This window comes from Paenibacillus sp. ISL-20 (assembly GCF_018613005.1).
Classification (GTDB): Bacteria; Bacillota; Bacilli; order Paenibacillales; family Paenibacillaceae; genus Paenibacillus_AQ.
In genome coordinates, this window is record NZ_JAGGRD010000032.1 from 24,711 (window position 1) to 45,704 (window position 20,994).

At 43.8% G+C, this 20,994-nt stretch carries 15 protein-coding genes; 4 read left to right on the top strand and 11 right to left on the bottom strand.

The features are described 5' to 3' along the window. Nucleotide 1: 1 nt before the first annotated feature. Genes J7E85_RS19360 through J7E85_RS19385 form a run of 6 tightly spaced genes read right to left on the bottom strand, consistent with a single transcriptional unit; the run spans nucleotide 2 to nucleotide 7,495 of the window. The gene (locus J7E85_RS19360; protein ID WP_215160559.1) at nucleotides 2–517 is read right to left on the bottom strand and encodes a hypothetical protein; all 516 of its coding nucleotides are present in this window, start codon (nucleotides 515–517) and stop codon (nucleotides 2–4) included. Further along, nucleotides 510–1,652: an acyltransferase family protein gene (locus tag J7E85_RS19365; protein ID WP_215160561.1), complete on the bottom strand. Its 1,143-nt coding sequence runs from the start codon at nucleotides 1,650–1,652 to the stop codon at nucleotides 510–512. The genes J7E85_RS19360 and J7E85_RS19365 overlap by 8 nt, the downstream gene beginning before the upstream one ends. Before the next feature lie 48 nt (nucleotides 1,653–1,700). Continuing rightward, nucleotides 1,701–4,034 (bottom strand): glycosyltransferase, encoded by a 2,334-nt coding sequence (locus tag J7E85_RS34120; RefSeq protein ID WP_353049529.1) that lies wholly within the window; start codon nucleotides 4,032–4,034, stop codon nucleotides 1,701–1,703. Between the two features lie 6 nt (nucleotides 4,035–4,040). Beyond that, nucleotides 4,041–5,522, bottom strand: coding sequence for a class I SAM-dependent methyltransferase (locus tag J7E85_RS19375; protein ID WP_215160563.1), 1,482 nt, complete (start codon nucleotides 5,520–5,522; stop codon nucleotides 4,041–4,043). Then, nucleotides 5,512–6,726, bottom strand: a complete 1,215-nt coding sequence (locus J7E85_RS19380; protein ID WP_127594771.1) for an ABC transporter ATP-binding protein — start codon at nucleotides 6,724–6,726, stop codon at nucleotides 5,512–5,514. Before J7E85_RS19380 ends, J7E85_RS19375 begins: the two co-directional genes overlap by 11 nt. Beyond that, on the bottom strand, nucleotides 6,716–7,495 hold the full coding sequence (locus J7E85_RS19385) for an ABC transporter permease (protein ID WP_164817524.1): 780 nt from the start codon (nucleotides 7,493–7,495) through the stop codon (nucleotides 6,716–6,718). The genes J7E85_RS19380 and J7E85_RS19385 overlap by 11 nt, the downstream gene beginning before the upstream one ends. Nucleotides 7,496–7,614: 119 nt before the next feature. On the opposite strand from J7E85_RS19385, the gene J7E85_RS19390 reads away from it, so the two are divergent. Then, on the top strand, nucleotides 7,615–10,074 hold the full coding sequence (locus tag J7E85_RS19390; protein ID WP_215160565.1) for an O-antigen ligase family protein: 2,460 nt from the start codon (nucleotides 7,615–7,617) through the stop codon (nucleotides 10,072–10,074). Nucleotides 10,075–10,144: 70 nt separating this feature from the next. On the opposite strand, the gene galU is transcribed toward J7E85_RS19390, so the two are convergent. Together galU and J7E85_RS19400 are read right to left on the bottom strand one after the other, a co-directional pair. Next, a complete protein-coding gene (gene galU, locus J7E85_RS19395) occupies nucleotides 10,145–11,017 on the bottom strand; it encodes a UTP--glucose-1-phosphate uridylyltransferase GalU (protein ID WP_215160567.1) in 873 nt (290 codons plus the stop codon). Between the two features lie 321 nt (nucleotides 11,018–11,338). Further along, entirely contained in the window at nucleotides 11,339–11,521 is a 183-nt protein-coding gene (locus J7E85_RS19400; RefSeq protein ID WP_215160569.1) for a hypothetical protein, read from the bottom strand. Between the two features lie 380 nt (nucleotides 11,522–11,901). On the opposite strand from J7E85_RS19400, the gene J7E85_RS34130 reads away from it, so the two are divergent. Next, nucleotides 11,902–12,441: an acyltransferase family protein gene (locus J7E85_RS34130; RefSeq protein ID WP_251035850.1), complete on the top strand. Its 540-nt coding sequence runs from the start codon at nucleotides 11,902–11,904 to the stop codon at nucleotides 12,439–12,441. After that, complete coding sequence (locus J7E85_RS34135) at nucleotides 12,384–12,608, top strand: hypothetical protein (protein ID WP_251035851.1); 225 nt, start codon at nucleotides 12,384–12,386, stop codon at nucleotides 12,606–12,608. Before J7E85_RS34130 ends, J7E85_RS34135 begins: the two co-directional genes overlap by 58 nt. A gap of 64 nt (nucleotides 12,609–12,672) precedes the next feature. Here the strand turns inward: J7E85_RS34135 and J7E85_RS19410 are convergent, their stop codons facing one another. After that, nucleotides 12,673–15,186 carry a U32 family peptidase gene (locus tag J7E85_RS19410; RefSeq protein ID WP_215160571.1) on the bottom strand — a complete coding sequence of 838 codons (2,514 nt, stop codon included), beginning with the start codon at nucleotides 15,184–15,186 and terminating at the stop codon, nucleotides 12,673–12,675. Nucleotides 15,187–15,822: 636 nt separating this feature from the next. Then, the gene (locus tag J7E85_RS19415) at nucleotides 15,823–16,920 is read right to left on the bottom strand and encodes a DNA alkylation repair protein (RefSeq protein WP_215160573.1); all 1,098 of its coding nucleotides are present in this window, start codon (nucleotides 16,918–16,920) and stop codon (nucleotides 15,823–15,825) included. Between the two features lie 532 nt (nucleotides 16,921–17,452). On the opposite strand from J7E85_RS19415, the gene J7E85_RS19420 reads away from it, so the two are divergent. Further along, nucleotides 17,453–18,661, top strand: a complete 1,209-nt coding sequence (locus J7E85_RS19420) for an MFS transporter (RefSeq protein ID WP_215160575.1) — start codon at nucleotides 17,453–17,455, stop codon at nucleotides 18,659–18,661. Between the two features lie 338 nt (nucleotides 18,662–18,999). Here J7E85_RS19420 and J7E85_RS19425 read toward each other — a convergent pair whose 3' ends face one another. Further along, nucleotides 19,000–20,955: a GTP-binding protein gene (locus tag J7E85_RS19425; RefSeq protein ID WP_215160577.1), complete on the bottom strand. Its 1,956-nt coding sequence runs from the start codon at nucleotides 20,953–20,955 to the stop codon at nucleotides 19,000–19,002. Nucleotides 20,956–20,994 lie beyond the last annotated feature (39 nt).

The following is a 20,994-nucleotide window of genomic DNA, read 5'->3' on the forward strand; positions in this document are numbered from 1 at the left end:
CTTACTTGATAATTTCTATTCCAGAGCGCAAATCACTGTACGATTTCTCTAATAACCTTAAGACGATATTTTCTTTATTTATATAATCTTCCCCAAGATAATCCAAAATACCATTATCTTTATGCACAACAATATAATCGACTTTAAATTGTTTTATGAGATCTCGATATAATTTCTCATCAAAAGGTTGGTAACCATAATGCTGATATTTTACACTTTTTGCAGGCAGTAAAGAATATCTCATTCTGTAATAATTCATAGTCCCTTGTTCATCTGAGAGGTCAATGTACATGTAAGTGTATTCTTTGTCATTAATATTTTCCATTATTGAAATTAAATCTTGAAGTTCATAATCATCCCTAATTATATTTTGATAATTTTTTCTCTCAGCGTCGACAATAATGTTGTATCTATCTTTAACTAGAACAAAATCTCCCTTTATGGAAGGTATCGTTTGGTATAAAAGGATACCTAATAGTAGAATTACCGTGGATAAACATGCACTAATATTAGACACTCTTTTCCAATATTTGATTCTTATTCCTCCTAAAACTAATATTTTTAAGTTTCATAGCCCTCTTCTCGATAAAATGCCACGAAATAATTGCTGTAATCAACGTTATAGATGTACTCAGTACAAAAAATGATGGTACATTCAACCAATCCCCCCATAAGTATGATAATAACTGTTGTATTGGGAATGCATATATATACATACCATATGAAAAATCACCGTATTTTCTGAAAACCGAGAACTTAATACTCACACTCACTGCTATTAGAATATAAGGTATCGTAAACATCAAAACAATATTAAGTAAACCAGCTTTAAAACCTACAATGATTAATATTAGGCATAAAATTATTAGTCTATGAGAAATTACAACTCTGTCTCTATAGAGATATAATAGTGATCCAATCATAAAATAAGGTGCTAATCTTATGAAGTTAGTATATTCATTGATACTTAATACCCAATAATAATCCCCCACTAAATTCAATAATTTATAATCATAGAGTATATTAACTATACTAAGTAAAGTTAGAACAAATGTCATAATCAAAAATAACTTTCTAAATTTTACAATAAGAAAATAATTTAATAATGGCAGGATTAAGTAAAGGGCAAACTCATGTTTAAGTGTCCACATCGAACCATTCGCTGATCCCGGAAATGGATTATTAACAAACGCATCTCTAACAGTCCAGGAATATCCAAATATATTAAAACTCATATTTTTAAAAATAAATTCTAATGGACCACTATTATTTATTGCAAAGTAGTCCTTAATTGAAAAACTCGATATTAAAGGACCAATGATAATTGAGACAAGGAACAAAGAGGTGAAAAATGCAGGAAATATTCTCAAAAATCTATTCAGAAAATATTTGATGTAGGAACTATTTGAGGTTAAACTCTGCATTATTAAGAAGCCACTTACTACGAAGAAACAGTTCACAGCCAATGTTCCCATAGAAATCTGATTGTTTGAAATACTTGTAAGTGGATCCTCACCATTACTTTGCCCCTTAAGCAGTATAAATGAGTGAGAAAATATCACAGCAATGGCCAATACAAAACGAAGTAAATCAAAAAAATTATCCTTTTGATTATATACTTGTTGAATAGTCGATATCTTGTTTTCCTTCATTAAATATAATCTCACCTTTTATAAGTTAATCAGGTATTAGGTTGCCATTTATAGACCTTTACTGAATTGTCTTTTTTTGAATCTGAGAAAAAGATATATTACTTTTTTACCAACTCTAAGTACTATACTGTCTGAGTCTCTTAATTTATTTAGAACTTTCCAACCAATAGTTGATCTCATTTTTTGTAGTTCATTTTGGAGTTGTTGAACTTGATTCGAATATTCTCCTGAAGATGCAAAATTAGTATCTGGAAGATAGTATTTTAAGGCAAGCATAATATCACGATTCAGAAAACCGCCTTCGACATTAAAATTAATTTTCACGGAATATCGACTATAAATATCTAGATACTTCTCAACCATCTCTTGTTTGTTTTCAAATCTATATTTGCTTATTCTCGTTTTGACCTCCATAAACTCTTCGTTATGATTTTCCACAATTTGATTTAACTTCGATATAATACCATCTAGCTCCATTGAATCAGCTATCCAACCACCACCAACTTCAATAACTCTTTCTTTTAAAGCCCCCATAGGAGTAACTAAAACTGGAATATTGTGAGCCCACGCCTCAGATAATGTATAAGAAAACGTTTCTGGCCAAGGTGAAAGTAAACAAATCAAGTCTAATTCTAATTCGTCCAAAATCCCACTTAGTTCCTCACGTTTATATTCTCCATGCTTTATCACATTTTCTTGATTTATTAGATTAAGTCTCTGATCACCAAGCCCTCCAATTAAATGCCATTTAATACTCTTCTTAGGAAATTTAGTGATTAGTCTATAAATCAAATCACTACCTTTATTAGGGGAAAGCCCTCCGAGGAACCCGATATTCCACTCTTTCCGTTCATCAGCCCTATCGTTTCGATTAGGGGTGGATCCATTAGAACTCCCATGTTGTATAGTCATGATTCGGTCAGAAATAACCGGATATTCATCCTTAAAAAGATTTTCAGTAAAGTGGGAAGGAGTAATATAAAGATCGATATATGGCAACATTTTCTCAACTTCTTGTTTCCACTTGTTTATAAATACTGTATGAAACCCATGCGAACTACGCAAGCATGCTGAACATTTTTGCTGGGATCTCATACTGAGACAGTAATTATTATTCTCGTCCAACAAATTTACTCTTGGACATATCAAATAATAATCATGCAATGTGAATAGAACTTTTAAATCATGTTTTTTTGCAATGTATGGGACATCGAAACTATGTTTTTGTAGATGATGGATATGCACTAATGTAATATCAAAAGATTTAATAATATTTTCAATTATTTCACTGTATTCCTTATGATGAAAGTGCTGTAAAGTAAGTTGATTATGAAAGGGAAAGTGATATTTTGCAATAAATTCTCCATCAAAATACTGTTTCATCACAATTTCATATCCATTTGTTACGATGACAAATGCATAATATCCTTTTAACCCCATTACAATATCCTTTACATGATACTCAGTCCCCCCAACAGGGTGATTGTATGGTTCATCAAAGAAATTATGTAAAACAAATAAAACATTCCCATTTTCATGAAAATATTTATGAAGATCTTTTCTAATGTTTATATTGTCATGTATTGGTTTCAAAGGATTATTCACAATGAAATCATGGACATTTCTCTCATAATATGGATATCTATCATTTAATATTTCCAAGTTTTTTTTAAGTAGTTCAAGCTTCTCTCCTTGAAACGACATAGAACCTTTATGATATATAAAAGTGTGATCATCTAGCACATTTTTATAACCATGTTCTATGACCCTGCAACAAAAATCATTCTCCTCCGCGTAGCCCTTACCAAACGTTTTATCATCAAATAGACCAACCTCATTAATCACGTTTCTTTTAATGTACATACAAAAACCAACTGCTGTTGGTATTTCCATAAAATATTTCATCGAAATTTTCTCAATAAATCGTGCAAAGGAATCAATTGAGTATCCTTCGGGTATTTCATTGTCCTCCAAGAATACTGGAACAGAACATATACTACCATTATTCGTTAAGGGGGTTACTGTAGCAATCGTTTGATCAGAGTAAGCAACATTTTGCATCTTTTTCAACCAAGAATCAGTAACAATCGTATCACTATTAAGTAGAACCACATCCGAATCAGAATAACTCATGCCTCTATTAACAGTTCCAACAAACCCTAAATTAGAAGTATTGTTTAGAACAATAATACTATCTCCACTAAGGTTATTCAGATTATTCAAATATACACTTACATTCTTATCTGAACTACAATCATTAATAATAACAATCCGATTATTATTCAAGTCTGTATGTTTAATTAGAGATTCTACACACTCTTTAAGTTCATCTAGCGCATTATATACAGGAATTACGATATCGCATTTCTTTATCCTACTCACAAAAAATTACTCCTCTTTTCTTGCTCTAATTTTGTTTGCCAAAGCTCTAAAAGGTGATGTTATACGCCAAGAGTAGGAGGAATAAATAGCCTCCCTTTCTCTTTTTAAATTGTCTAGTTTTTCTTGAGTACTCTTCAATTCACTATCTACTTGAAATACTTTAGCTTCATATCCACTGATTTCGCTAGCCATCTCCGAGATATTGTATTCCAATTCTTGTATCTTATTTCTATAAAGTTGGAGTTGTTCTTTAAATTGAAGTTCGTTATCCATAATTACTTTCTTAAGTTGTTCGTTTTCAGTTTTCTCTACCATATGAAGCTCTTGTATTTTATCATTAAAAGTTAATAATTCTTTAATTATGTTAGGGATATTATTTTCAAGTCTCATTTCTAATTCCAAGTAATATCTATTGTTAATCTCTAAGTTTAAATCCTTTAATAAAATCTGCGGGTCATTATCTAGTGATATAAATTTATACTTCTGCTTGTCCAAAGTAATAATTTCACTTATTGACAATAAATCTTCAAGCGAAATTTCTCTCTTTTTACTGACTTCATTTTCATTTACACTCATAAGTCTGATATTTTTTATTTCACCATATACTAGAGTATTGGCTGGATCAAATCTCAATGAGTTCCAGTTTCCATTAGGGATTTCAAACCTGTACGTTGAAAACCCTTTATTAAAATCTACTGGCAAGAGTGCTGAACAAATTTCACTAAAATCTCCTTCTGCTCTCCAATAAAGTTGACAATAGTCACCATCTAAATAATTCTCGTGCTGTATTTGATCATACCTGGATAAATCCCATTCTGTTGAACATTTTTTTGACACAGTTACAAATTGGTATACATCCCCATCAATCCTATTTTTAAGTAAACTTTGAACAGCTAGCGGGAAATTGTTGTAATTTTGTTTAAATTCAGTAGTTTCAGGGGTTCTCATAGTTGTCAACCATTCCACTGGTTCTAAACCAACATCTTTTAAAAGTGATAAAACACTCTTCCTTGTGAAAAAGTGGATATGCGTGTCATCTAGAAGTCCTTCTTTTTGGTAATTAAATTTACCTTCCAGCAGTTCCATAATAATTGAATTGTGTGAAATATTAGGTATGGATGTCATTACGTACCCATCCTCATTCAAAAAACTAGTTGCAGTAATCAAGACAGCATCAGGTCTACGCAGATGCTCCAATACATCCGCAAACAATATATAGTCAAATTTCTGTCCCTTGATCTTTTCCTGCCAACTCAGTGTATCTATATCAGCTAAAATCATCTGTTCTGCATATTTGCTAGCTTTTTGTGCAGCCTCGGAATCTATTTCAATACATACTACTTCACAATTAAGCTTTTCTTTCATATACTTAGTCATATACCCTGTAGCAGACCCAAATTCTAATACTCTAGTACATGGTTGAATTCTACTTAGAATAAGTGAATGTGAAGTATTAGAAGTCAAATCCACGTTTAGATCATATTTCATTTGAAGTCCTCCCTACGCTCCAATTGTGTTCTAACAGAAATATTCCCTCTGCGTTATAAACATTAGAAATCACGTCGAAAGAACCAAATTTAGTCTTGTAATCGAGTCTAACTAATCCTGAACTTTCAAAGAACCCAATATCTATATGATATGTGCCAGGAAGTAAACGTAAATTAGTGTAATTACAAACAAGCTTGTAGTACCCGGGTGAACTCGGCAGTTCATATTTATCAAGTTTAGTATTAATACCGCAAACGTAGGTGTCACGTTGATCTATAATAGCTACTCCACCTACAAGACCTGGCATATCTTTCTTTAGAACATAGTCAATTTCAACAGAAATCAACTCTTGCATATCAAATGTATGTTTTATTATTCCGTCATTATTTTTAAATCGGACTGTATTTATTTCAAGAACGTTTTTTTCTATGCCTTCATCTTTATGTTCTTTTATTTTTATAGAATCCTTATCCTTCATATAGTTTTCATATTCATTTGTAACCACCTGTACATTACCACGTCTATAAATGGACCCTTCCTTCATCCAAATAACTTCATCACAAAAATTTTTGATTGAATACGTATCATGACTTACAAATATAATGGTCTTTCCTTGCTTTTTAAATTCTTTCATTTTATCAATACATTTTAGTTGGAACTGCATATCTCCCACTGCCAGTGCCTCATCTACTATTAATATATCTGGATCGACATTTACCGCACAAGCAAAGGCAAGTCTAACAAACATGCCAGAAGAATAAGACTTTACTGGCTGATCAATAAAATCACCAATTTCAGCAAATTCCTCAATTTGAGTCATCCTATCATTAATTTCTCTCTCTGACAGCCCCATGATACTCCCATTGAGGTAAACATTTTCCCTACCAGTAAATTCAGGATTAAAACCACTTCCGAGCTCAAGTAAAGCAGCAATCCTTCCTTTTATATTTACTTCCCCTTCTGTGGCACTTACTGTACCAGCAATTATTTGTAATAAAGTGCTTTTCCCCGATCCATTTTTCCCGACTATTCCCAAGGTGATTCCCTTTGAAACCTCAAATGAAACATCCGTAAGAGCCCTAAATTCCCTGAAAAAATCGCGTTTTTTTCTATATAGAAATTGTTTAAGTCTGTCTTGTGGCTTATTGTACATTTTATATACCTTAGTGATATTCTTTAAAGATATAACATTTTCATAAAACATCAGCAAAACCACTCCTCGTTTTATTAAACCAATAGTAACCAATTAAAGAAACTACGGCACCAATCGCTGATCCAATCAACAACCATTGAAAATTGGGCGCTGTTCCCCATATCACAATACTACGCATATCCTCAACTGTATAACTCACAGGGTTTATATAATATAAAACTCTTAAATCTTCTGGTACAGAATCAATCGGGTAAAAGATTGGACTCAGAAACATAAGTGCACTAGTTAATACATTAATTAAATAACTTATATCCCTAATGTAAGTACCTAAAGATGCCAAAATCCAGCTTACTCCCAGTGTAAATAAAAATATAGGAACTAGAACAATTGGTGTATACAGAAGAGATAGATGCACTCCATCACCTAATACCGCAACTCCAGCTAAAAGGATGACAAAACTAATTATCATATGAACAAATGCAGAAAGCACTGTCGAAAGTGGTAATAAGTGTAAAGGGAAAATCACCTTTTTAACGTAGTTACTGTTGTTAACCATCAAACTAGGGGATCTATTAATAGCTTCCGAGAAGAAATTAAAAATCGTCATACCACTAAAAATTATTAATGCGAATTGTAAATGATTATCTGATTGAACATTCCATCGAGCCTCAAATACTACACTGAAAACAAATGTATATACTACTAGCATTAGTATCGGAATAACAAAAGACCACAACATTCCTAATGCTGATCCCTTATACCGTAATAACACATCTCTTTTTACCAATTGTTTTAATAAATACTTATTATTAGAAAACATTTGCTAATATTTACACCCTTCCTCTTTGCAAATAATGTTGAAAAGTCTAATGCGTATAGCTCCTCGCATCCTCATATGCTAAAATATTGTCGTATCTACAAGAAAAGGAGCTAAATACGTTGTCGAATCCAGTATACGGTAAAAAAGCCGCTGCGTCGAGGAAAGCTGAGACGAGATCGGCTTTGTTTTGGGCGTTAATATCAGGAATTGTTCTTTTCCTAGCTTGGACACCATTCCAAACGGCTCTATTTAACGGTAATAAGTTACAATTTGAGAAACCGATTTTCTGGGCTGCTATCTTAGCATGTCTACTAGTAATTCTCTGGATTGCTCAGTCCTATAAAAGCATCCAACTAAAAGATCAAAGAGATTGGCTAGCTGTGAGTGTGCTTTTACTTCCCGTAACTTACATACTCTCACTCATTAGCGCCGCCTCCCATGTTCTTGCCATGAATATGGTCATCATTAATTGTATCTATGCCATTATGTTCATCATCGGATTATACGTGTTAAGCGACAAAATGGGGAATCGGATCATCCAAGCCACAACTATGACGGTTGCTTATTTAATCGTCGGGTTCGGCTTACTTCATTGGTTTGGACAAGGCACAACTGCTGGTGCGATAACCAAGTGGTTTTCCAACACGGTTCAATATGGGACATATGCCCATGCCGTCATGACTGACTCCAATGGTCTGCGTCTCACTTCCGTATTCCAGTACGCCAATACTTATGCAGCTTTTCTAATGGCATTCCTTTTCGCAGCGGTCTTTTTCGTTACTACATCGCGAAAATGGTATGGCCAAGCCTTTCATAGCTTCATGCTGGTGCCCATCATTGTATCCCTGCTCTTAACGCTGTCACGGGGCGGACTGGTGATGTTACCTGTTGTGTTTGTTCTGCTGCTCCTATTCCTAAAGCCAGCTAAACAATTATTGTGGATCCTGTATTGCGGTATAGCAGGTGTGGCTTCGTTGATCATTTCCAAGCCGGTAACAGAGTTAGGGTTGAAATTGAATGAAACCTTCAGCGGCAGTGGCGCCCTTAAGGGCTGGGGAATTTTGCTTGGTACGTCCGCTATTGTAGGACTCCTTGGATGGGTTATTCAACGTTTTATTGCTCCCAAACTCGAACAGTCCTTAGGCAATTGGTCGGCTAGAAAAACCTCCAACCTATGGATTCCGATCGGTTCCGTTGTGATAGGAGGTATGTTGATCTTCCTATTCATCGGTACCGGATTGAAAAATGTACTACCCCAAAACATCAGCGTCCGACTCGAGAACATCAACTTTAATCAGCATAGTGTTCTGGAACGCTTTACATTCTATAAGGATGCCCTGAAGGTGCTAGCAGACTACCCTCTCATCGGAGCCGGCGGCGGCGCTTGGGCTTCACTATATGAGCAGTATCAGAACAACCCTTATACAAGCCGTCAAGCACATAACTTCTTTTTACAGTACTTGATCGAGGTTGGCATTTTCGGATTTGTAGTCTTCATGTCGTTTATCCTGTTTATTTTCTATAAGTATATTCGCGGTTATATCAAAGGCAATGAAGAAGAACGCAATAGTCACTTCCTTTATCTCATTATCGTCCTTTCGATTTTGATTCATAGTATTTTGGACTTTAACATGAGTTACGTGTTCATGGGAATTCTAGTATTTCTGGGACTTGGCGGAATGGCGGCTGTCATGGATAGTAAACCGGTTAAAAAATGGAGTCTACAAGATTCGACCGCTAGAGGCATATACAGTGCCGTTGTCGGTCTGTGCGCTATTATTGTACTGGTTACTTCTATCCGCTATGTTCAAGCCGCTGAGGCGGGCACGGATGCGCGACGAATCGTTCAGGTGAGCACATCGTTTGAAGAGATCAAAGCTCCTCTTGACAAAGACTTAAGCATACGCCCTAGCCATCCTGACTCTATACTGTTATTGGCATCACTTTATCAAACCATATACACGCAAAATCAAGATGAGGGTTTCTATAATGCATCTGTTGATCTGCTTAATACCGCATTGAAAGACGAACCATATAATAAGTCTATGCTTAAGCGTTTAGTTGAAGGTTATGAAATGAAGCAGGAACCCGAACAAGCGTTTGAAGTTCTCATTGAGAATGCTCATAAGTTCAAATGGGATATTACATGGTATGAGCAAATTATCAATAAAGGATACGATCTGGGAACAAAAGCTCTAGGAGCTGGAGACACCGACACGAAAGACAAATACTTCAAGCAAGCAACTGAGGTGTTCACTGATGTCCAAGCCGGCATTCAGCATCTAACCACATTACCAGAAGGGCAACTACAAGGTAATCCTTTTGAGAACACGCCAGAAATGATCTTGCATGCAGGCAAAATGCACTTCATGATGAATCAACCGGAACAGGCGGCAAATGCGCTCAAGATAGGCATCCAGGATGACCTGTCTCAGCCATCTGCGCAAGAGATCGTCAGATGGTACCTTGCCGCGCTAAATAAGCTAGACCAGAACGATGAAGTGCTGCTTGAGAAGTTAAAGCAAGTTGATCCGAATGCGGAACAAAACGTCAAGCAACTGTCAGATCTTCAATTCTAAATAAAATAGCGGGTGCGTTCGGTAGCTCAACCTCTACCGGAACACACCCGCTATATTTTTGCCTAAATGACTATCTCACTTTCTCCATTACTTTACTCATATAAGCTAATAAATCCTCTCGTAATTCCTCTCGCTGCAGTGCATAGTGAATACTGGTCTGAATAAAGCCCATCTTCTCACCGACATCATGGCGTATGCCCTCAAAATTGTAGGCTAATATCGGACTCCGGCGGGCTAGTACAGACAGAGCATCGGTCAGCTGAATCTCGCCATTCTTGCCAGCTTCTTGATCCTCCAATAAATCAAAAATAACCGAGGGTAAAATATAACGCCCCATAATGGCCAAATTGGAAGGTGCTTCATCTCTAGAAGGTTTTTCAACGAGCCTGGACGTTTCATAGATTCTTTCCGATTTTCTTAGGCCGTCCACAATGCCGTACCGATCAACTTCATTCCAAGCTACAGGCTGCACGCCTACAACGGCTGACTGATAGGTGTCGTAGACCTTCATCATCTGTTTCAGGCAAGGGACCTCCGACTCTACAATGTCGTCACCAAGCAACACTGCAAACGGTTCGTCCCCGATGAACTTGCGCGCACACCAGATCGCATGTCCGAGCCCCTTGGGCTCCTTCTGCCGGATATAATGGATATCAGCCATGTCCGATGGCTTCCTAACCTCTTCGAGAAGCCCCCACTTGCCCTTCTCCGCCAGATTATGCTCAAGCTCAAAAGAGGAGTCGAAGTGGTCCTCGATCGCACGTTTACCCTTCCCGGTTACGATGATAATATCCTCAATGCCGGAAGCTACTGCTTCCTCGATGATGTACTGGATGGTCGGCTTGTCCACTATGGGAAGCATCTCTTTCGGCATCGCTTTGGTAGCCGGTAGGAAGCGAGTGCCGAGTCCCGCTGCCGGTATAATCGCTTTACGAATGTTCATTTCTAACTATCGTCTCCATTTCCGTATTTTCCCGAATAATGCTATTGTAGCATGTTCCGAATGGTCATTCGACATTAAAATCGATTTTTGTCAAAGTCAGGCATCTTCAGAGTAAAGGCCGAAAACGTCTCTCCGTATTCGTGGTTGGTCTGCATGCGAATGCTCAAGCTCCGGTCATGATTAAGCACAACTTGCACATTCCCAAAGACGGCACGATCCGCATCAGACACCTAAATAGGTCAATGGGTAGGTATTGTTTTTATAACTGCTTTTTCATTTGATCTTAGCGCCTCCGGCCATGAAGCTTTTCGTGGAGATAGCTTACTTGGGATCATAAGCCACCCAATTCTCCATGACTTTGAACGTGTCGCCCTTCCCTTCGCCAAATTTGACGTTATAACAGTCGGTAAATTGGTTATTGGGACAGTATATGCCAAACGTTTGCGAAGCAAGCGCCATCAAGAGGCTGAAATCGGTATCGGTCACGTCCTCCATCGTGATCAACCATCCGCCGGACAGCATCCGCTTGCGTCATGCTAAAGTTTCTCCCCCATCTCGAGTCGAATGCTAAGGAGCTGAAAATGACTTTGGTCTTATATCGGTTGTTGGTGCGGCTCTCGCAAGGAGGGGCTGATAACCGGAGATAACCCCTTCCAGGTTTAACCATGGTAATGTCCAAGACCTCTCCGATATACTAGTACGAAACTTCGATGGACTAAAAAGCCAAAGGAGCTGGTTAAAGATGAAAGAGAGAGACGTCTACTTCGATAACCTCAAATTCATACTGATCCTGTTGGTGGTCTTGGGACTATTACATGCAAAGCTTGGATCGGCTCGGTTTCACGTACTTCTACCCTAACTAGATTTTATGGTTCCTGTTCAGCATGATGCTATGGAAAATGCTTCTGCCATATCTGTTGATGCTCAAATACCCGCTCGTCGTTTGTGTCGTGATGTCGGTCATGCTCGGGTACTCGATCGATGTCGATTATTACGCGAGCATCTCGCGCACGCTGTATTTTCTGCCCTTTTTTCTTGTAGGATATTATTTTAAAAGAGAATGGCTGGATGTCATCAAGACCCGTCAATTTCAGCTGCTATCGCTAGTCCTGCTTGCCGCAGGGTTTGCCTTGTTGTACACGCTGTTGCTGATCCTGCACACCAACTGGTTCTACGGGGCGCTGCCTTACCAGGAGTTCGGCCTGGAGTCCTGGTATGCCGGCTTCTACAGAATCATCACCTATGCCTTCACCGTCATCATGGGACTGTGTGTCCTCTCCCTCATCCCAGAGTCAAAGACGCCCTTCACCGACCGGGGGTCAATACCATGTACGTCTTTTTGCTTCACGGGTTTATCGTCAAAACGATGCAGCATCTTGAATGGTTCGAAGCGTTCCGGTCCGCGGGAGGCAAACTGCTGCTAATCCTGTTTGGCGCTGTCTTAACCTGGCTGCTATCCTCGTCCTGGATCAAGCGCGGTTTCGGGTGGATCGTCGAGCCGAACGTCGGGTTTCTATTCAATTATCGATCCAAGCACCGCCATGAACGCGCTGAAACGAAGCGTTCCGAAGCGAAAAAGAGTGATGCCTAATCTGGCATCACTCCATATTAATAAGCTTTATATCGCTCGGTATATACGCAATACGCATGCATTTTTACTTCACCAACTGCCCCCGCGTGACGCCAAGCTGGTTGGTGGCCTTCAGCTTCTTCCACACCTGCGTGCCGCTGATCTCGCCGCTCAGGGCGCGGTTGTAGAGATCGATGACCTCGTGGACTTGTTCCGGCGTTTCCTCGAGAAACTCCACGCGATAGCTGGAAACGCCCAGCTCCATGAAGTTGGCCAGATACTCGGCGCCCGATTGCTCGATGGCATTGTACACCGTGTTACGGCAGCCTTCGTCGACCCGAACCGGATGGGACATGCCGATCCGGTCCTGCAGGGACACGCGGCTCTCTTCGCACGGACGACCGCAGTTCGTGAAGTCCGTTCCTTCGCTGAGGAACGTACAGTATACGCAGTGCTCCGTATGGAACATCGGCAGATGCTGATGAATGACGATCTCCATCTTGGACGTGTCGGCCTTGCCGAGAAGATCCACCATCTGCTGGATGTTCAGGTCATAGGAAGGCGTGACAGCGTCACATCCGGCTTCGACGAACAGGTCAACCGCCTTGTGGTTGGCAATGTTCAGGGAGAAGTCGCCGATCAGCCGGGGATGCTTCGCCCCCGGGTTCTCCATCCGGTGGCGCAGGTAGAAATACAGCGCACCGGTGTTGCGCACCAGCACGGCGTCCGGCTGAAGGCGCAGGATGTTGTTGTGGTAGCCGTTCTCGCCCGGCATATGAATGCGCGGCGTCGCCAGCGCAATCTGTTTGCCAGCTACACGCACGGCTTCCACCGCTGCCGGGAACTGCTTGATGAACTCGAAGTCGGCGTAGATCATCTCGACGCCGGCCGCAAGCGCAGCCTCAACCTGCGGGAGGCTGCGGCACAGCGCGGTGAGCTTCGCCTCACCGCGAGCCACGGGCGATGCGGGCACAGCCGCATCGCCATACACCGACACCGCCCGTTTCACGTACACGGGCGGCTTCGGCCGCTCGCCAGCGAGCAGCTCCACCGCACGGCGGCGGATGCTGTTGAGCTCGCGAATCGGCACGATGACGTCGCCGTACAGGTCGACGTCAAGTGCCTCGAGCTGGAACACCGTTCCACCCAGGCGGCCAAGCTGCTCCTCCAGGATATCCTGGCTGAGCGGCCGCTTCTGAGCGATCTCCAGTTCCAGCTCCGAATTCACCTGGACCGTCGTGCCCTTCTGCACATCGGTCCACCAGGTCGACAGCGGCTGTCCGGGACGGCCGCTGACACGCACATGTACCGGGAATACCCGGTACGGCTTCTCCGTCTCGTACGTCTGACGGAAGCGCTTATCCAGCGCCGGATCGTTGGTTTTCCAGATCCGGTCGCCGACATGCAGCTTGCGCAGGTCCACATCGCTCCGGCCGGGAACGATATCGACGATCCAGCCTTCCTGCGCTTCACCCTCCAGCTTGACGCCTTTGCGGCGCACGTCGTAAACACGTCCGCCTTCTTCTTTTTTCGTAGGGTCGCCTGCATCGAATACGATGCCGTCCCCACGCTTCAGCGGTGCATCCAGCTTGCAGACAACACCGTCACGCAGAATCTGCTCTACCCGGCCGAGATATACGCCGCGGCTTTTCGGGAAGGTACCCTCGACCAGCTTTTTATTATTCGTTCCATCCAGGAAGCCATGGGTGAAGCCGCGGGAGAAGCTCTGCTGCAGCTCACGCACCTCTTCCTTGCTCGGTCTCGCATCTTCTCCGTCAAAATACCGGTCAATCGCCTTCCGGTACTTACTCACAACGTTAGCCACGTATTCCGGACTCTTCAACCGGCCCTCAATCTTGAACGAGGTCACGCCCGCTTCAATCAGCTCCGGCATCAGATCGATCGCCGCCAGATCCTTCGGAGATAGCAGGTAGGCGACGTCGCCCATCGGCTTCTGCTCGCCATCCACAATCAGATCGTACGGCAGACGGCAGGCCTGCGCGCACTCTCCGCGGTTGGCAGAACGGCCGCCCCACATTTCGGAAGTCAGGCATTGGCCTGAGTATGACACGCACAACGCACCATGCACGAATACTTCCATCGGGAGCTTCGCCTGCTCTCCGATCTTCTGGATTTGCTTCAAATTGTTCTCGCGTCCCAGTACGACTCGTTCCATATTAAACGGCTTCGTGAACTCGACGGCTTCCGGCGACGTAATCGTCATCTGCGTAGAGCCATGGATCGGGAAATCCGGAGAAATCTCGCGAATCATTTTCACCAGACCCAAATCCTGCACAATCACCGCGTCCACGCCGGCATCCACGCATGCATCGATCAACTCCTTGGCATCCTCCAGCTCGTTCTCGAACACCAGAATATTGAAGGTCAGGAACCCCTTAACCCCATAACTGTGCAAAAAGGCCATAATTTCGGACAGCTCGTCCATTCGGAAATTGTTCGCTCGTGCGCGCGCATTAAATTTTTCGACCCCAAAAAAGATCGCGTCCGCCCCGTTCGCCACCGCGGCCCGCATGCAATCCCAATCCCCTGCCGGTGCCAGCAACTCCACGTCTTCTCTTCGTAGTGCTTTCGTGTCCATCTATATCCTCCCAGACCGGTTCAAGCCGGCGTGCTGTGTACTACTATTCTTTCATTGAAACCTGCAAGCCATACTCTATTTTCATAGAAAGGGCATCCGACATCTATATCATGTGATTGTAAACCATTTTAAAGCTTTTCAACTTATCTAGTTTACCAAAAGTCCAGCTTCTCTTCTACCTGCTAACTTGATTTCCACACTTTTGATAGAGCTGCCATAATCCGCCCAATGGCACTCTATATCTTAAAAACCAAAAAACAAGCCTTCCGACTCGAAGGCTTGCCTCACATCATCCGCAGCGGCTGCTACTGGCGGATGATAATCCGTGCGGGCTGTGTTCTTATCTCTTTTATTTGTCTAAAGAGATTACCTCCCCTTTCCTTTACCAGGGATTTGCATTTCGATCTCCGAATCCTTTAGTCAGAGCCTCCTTAACATCTCAGCGGATGACAGCCATCCAAGCATGCCCCGGACCACGCACCGTACGCATTGGGAGCAGTGCGCACGATGTACAATCCTTGGGAACGGAATCGCTTCGAACCGTCAAGCGGTCCAGGAATCCTTCACCACAGGTTTGCTAGTGCACGTCCTGCACCCTAGGTTTGCCAATGCACGTCCTGACCACATGCCCTACTCTTATTCCGCACCCTCCAGCACAAAATCCATGCTCGCTAAACGCTTGCCATTCACGACAATGTGAAGACGATGATCGCCGGAGTAGAAACGGCGGGTGGAGATTGGTTTAAAAGACTGCTTCTTCTCCACCTTCCAGCTTCCTGGCGCATAGATCTTGTCTGAGCATTTATAACGTTTCGGCGCAAGCTTGCCGTTTGCCTTCATATAATCGATCTCGTAATCGATGCGGAGCGTCATCGGATTGCCGGTTTCGTTGACCACTTGAAAGGCGAACTCCAGATCGTCCCCCATCGCAATCACGGAACGTTTAATGCGCAGCTCGCGCACCTCAAGTCCCTCCAGTTCTTCAAGCTCCTCATACCCGAAAATGGCCAGTGCCCGGATATCCCCCTTCCGCAGCAGCGAACGCAGCGCATGCCGCACGATCCAATCCGTTAACGGATGTTTGCCATACCATTTGGCGGCAATCTCAAGCACAAGGTCCGGATGATCCTTAGAGATATCATTCAGGTGATTGGCAACGCTTTTTCTAACGTATAAGGAAGGATCCTCTTTCAACTGCTCCAGGATCGGCAGAGCCGGACGCGGATCCTTAATCAGGGCCGGCAGCTGCGGCGCCCAAGGCAAGCGTGGTCTGCAGCCTTCACTCGCCAATCGGCGCAGATGCTCGTCATCGGACTGTGCCCATGTCATCATCCGTGCCAGCATCTGTTCCTGATCCTGGATGATAAAAGGCCGAACGGCAAACTCCGCCGTAGAAGAATGCGTGAATACCGCCAAAGCCTCCATCGATGTCTCCAGATCCTCCATCCCATTAACCTCTACGTAATCCGGAAAGAACACATATTCCACGCCTCTAAAGTGCGGGGCTACCTGCTTCAAGATCCCAATGGCTTCCGGATAAGAAGCAGGCAGCGTATCCGTTAAGGCCAGCGTAATATGCCGGATGCGCTGCTTGAACTCCTCCTGTCCCCAGGCTTCATCATGAATCAGCTCCATGAACCGGTTCGCATCGAATGCCGGATATGCCTCCTTCAACCGGTCGGTCACTTGCTGGAACAACGTATTTGAATATAGATCCTTCAGCGTCTCTCTCATAACAGATCTCCCCCAAAAAATAATTTTTATGATATTTTATCCTTGTATAATGGAATCCTGAAAGCCCTTTATTCATGCGATAACCTGGCGGTTCCAACCCATCTCCAAAAGAGCCGCCAACCGCTCTAACCCCATTCCCAGCCTCTTCCCAATCCAAAACATGTGGTGTAGGATGAAGTTGCACGCCTTTCGCTTTAGTGCGGTAGTCTGGTTGATTCCAGTTTGCCAAATGGGGGGCGTTTTGCTTTATCCGAATCTGGCCTCCCCTGTGGGGGTGCCATACGATACATAGATGGATTAGTCCATTAACAACTCTCTTATCTCGAAAGAAAAACCTCTATCGACATACTTTCACAGATGACAGACCGCATTTAGAGGAAGTTTTTCTTGCAAGATAAGCGCAGTAAGCCTCGAAGTTTATCCATTTGTTATTTCTTGAAAAATGTAATACATACATCATTACCCCATTTAAAAGACAGGAGGCGAAGCTCGAAGGATTACAACAAATCGCATATCAGGAGATGAAGAGGACATGGAAAGCTGGAAAAAGAATTTATGGATATTATGGTTCGGCTCATTTATCGTTTCATCAAGCTTCTCGATGGTCATACCATTTCTCCCGCTTTTTCTGATTGAGCTCGGCGTTACCAAGCATACGGAAATGTGGTCGGGACTGCTTTTCAGTTCCGCTTTTTTTGCGGGTGCCTTGTCCTCTCCCTTCTGGGGTGCCGTCGGCGATAAATATGGACGCAAACCGATGATTATCCGGGCGGGGTTGGTGCTCTTTGTCATCTATATTCTGATGGCATTCGTCACGAATGAGTATCAGGTGTTGGTTCTCCGCCTGCTGCAAGGCCTTCTCTCCGGCTTTATCCCGGGTGCAATCGCTATTGTAGGCACCAACACACCCGAGAAAAAAGTCGGCTACGCCCTCTCTATGATGTCCACCGCAACCGCAACCGGCGGCATCATGGGCCCGATGATCGGAGGCACCCTGGCCTCCCTGTTCAGCAACCGAATGGCATTCGGATTAGCAGGGATGCTGTGCTTCGCAGCCACGCTGCTCGTCATATTCTGGGTCAAAGAGGAAAAATTCGTACCCAGCAAAGAGCGCGTCTCCGTCATGAACACGTTTAAGGTCGCTGGACATAACAAAGCGCTGATGACCGTGCTTATGCTTACGGTGCTGACACAGTTCTCCGTCATGACAATTGAGCCCGTACTGCCGCTGTATATCGCTCAAATCGGCGGTTCTTCCTCGCATACCTCGATGATTGCCGGGTTTGTGTTCTCCATCGTTGGGATCGCCAGCATCCTGTTTGCGGCCCGCTGGGGACGCCTGGCTGATAAAATCGGGTTTCAAAAGGTGCTGCTGATCGGTCTGCTCGCCGGCGGAATCGGATCGCTCGCCCAGATCCTGTTCAGCAACATTTGGGCATTCTCGGCCATCCGCTTTGCTTACGGCGCGTTCTTCTGTGCCGTATTCCCTGCTCTCAACGGACTTGTTGTCAAACATACGCCAAGTGAATTCCGCGGACGTGCGTTTAGCCTCAATCAAACCGCCAACCAAATTGGCGGGATGGCCGGGCCGCTCGCGGGCGGCATGATCAGCGGCATCTTTAACATCCATTCGGTATTCTTGATGACTGGTGTGTTAATGCTCATTACCACCGCCATCACCTATTGGACAATGCGGCCATCGCGCCTGCATCCTGTAGAAAAGGGATCCCTCTCGTCATAATGGCTTTAAGCTGTGCGCACGCGTGATGATTTCATAACGCGCGTGCGTAACTCATTACGGATATAAACTGGATCATCGGGGGGCTTGTTTAGTTCAACATCGTTAACTCATATTCGCTCAATTACCTACATACTTCATTACATAATTAATGTCATTGATATTTAATCCTGCTGATAACCACTTCGTTACGCATGATTGACTTCACAGCATACTGCCTCGCTACACATCATTCAATTCATTGCTGCACCATTCACTTGTCAACGATGTTAAATCCAACGACTCCCTCACGACCGCGAAACATCTTGCCTAACCACCTATCGCTTCCGCAACATCAAGCATTAGATATGCATATGACGGTCCGCTTCATCCCATGGCACCGCATAACCGCTTCCCTTCGCACAAAATATCGAAGAGGAGCTGTATTCCGGGTCCGCATTTTTATCGTATCCTTTACGTTCAATGACCTCAGCCTCGTTATGACAACGGCCATATCCCCCGTAAACCAGGGATATCGTACCTCTTCCCTTAGTGTAGGCGGCTAATTCCATGCTGTAATTCATCATGGTCGATACAGGAGCCGATCCCGTGACCGTCACCTTGTTTCCCGCCGTTTCCGGCGGCTCGAAGCTTGCCTTCGCCTGGGTCAGATCCGACATTAACCGTCCGATATACTCGGCATCCACCTTCACCTTGAAATGATAGTAAGGCTCCAGGAGCATATTGACTGTCTTCTCCAGCCCTTGGCGTAATGCACGGTAGGTGGCTTCCCTAAAATCCCCGCCATGCGTATGCTTGTTGTGCGCCCGTCCTTTTAGCAGGGTAATCTTGATGTCCGTGATGGGAGAGCCTGTAAGCAACCCGTGATGATCTCTCTCGCCGACATGCTGGGCAACCAGATGCTGATAATTGACCGGAAGCACATCGGGATGGCAAGCATTGGCGAACACGATGCCGCTATTCCGCTCTCCCGGCTCCAGCCGGAGGTGCACCTCCGCATAATGCCTCAACGGTTCAAAATGACCACAGCCCACAACGTCCTCCGTTATGGTCTCTTTATATAAAATCTCCGGTTCACCGAAGGTGATCCGGTAACCGAAGCGCTCGAATACGATTCTTTCCAGCACTTCAAGCTGAATGATACCCATCACATGGATATGGATCGCCTGAGCGAACTCATCCCACTGCACAGACAGAGAAGGATCCTCCGCATCCAGCAGACGGAACTCGCGCAGCATATCCTTGGGATGAATCGAGGATTCGAATTGCACCTTCGACTTCAGTGTCGGTATAAGCTCATATACCGTCCGGCCACTCAGAGCCCCAAGCCCGTCGCCCGCCGCAACTGAAGAAATACCCGTAACGACAAACAGATCACCCGCATGCACCTGATCGACATTCGTCACGCGTCCCCCATTGATCAATCGGATATGCGTCACCTTCTCCGTGACCGTCTCCGTTCCGGAGAAATAAGCGATCTCATCGCGCACCCGCAGCGTTCCGCCCGTGGCTTTGATATAAGTCAGTCTTGCGCCCTGTTCGTCATGACGAATCTTATATACCCTTCCGGCAAAATCAGCTCCGGGATCATAGTCCGTAACCGTCAGCAGATCCAGCTGATGCAAAAAATGGGACACGCCCACGTTTTGCAGAGCTGATCCGCTAAAGCAGGGGAATAGCTGCCCTTTCCTTATTATCGCGCTCATCGTATCCAGCCACTGAGAAACCTCATATCCTTGTACCATATAGAGCTCCAGAAGCTTCTCGTCCCGCTCCGCGATAGCCTCAATGAGCGAGGACTGCATCTTGCCTTCGTGCAGCACATCCTCCTCCGTGATCATACAGACGTCTTCGGTAAGCTCACTCCGAATCTCTGCAAACACACGCGCCACATCCGCGCCTTCCCGGTCGCTTTTATTAATAAACAAGAACGTAGGGACGCCATGCTTACGCAATAACTGCCATACCGTCTCCGTATGCCCTTCGACACCTTCCACGGCACTTATGACGACGACGGCAGCGTCCATGACCTGAATGGCCCGCTCCATCTCCGGCGAGAAATCGACGTGACCCGGCGTATCGATTAAGTAATAAGTGGAACCGTTAAAATGCATGGTGGCCTGATCGGCAAATACGGTGATACCCCGTTCTTTTTCAATGTCATGTCGATCAAGAAAAGCACTCTGATGATCCACGCGACCGCGTTCCTGAATCGTATCGGTCATATATAACAACTGCTCCGCCAACGTAGTTTTGCCTGCATCTACATGGGCGAACATGCCTATCGTTTTTTTCATCCGCTTATTCCCTCTTCTGCAAGCCGGTTTAATTACATA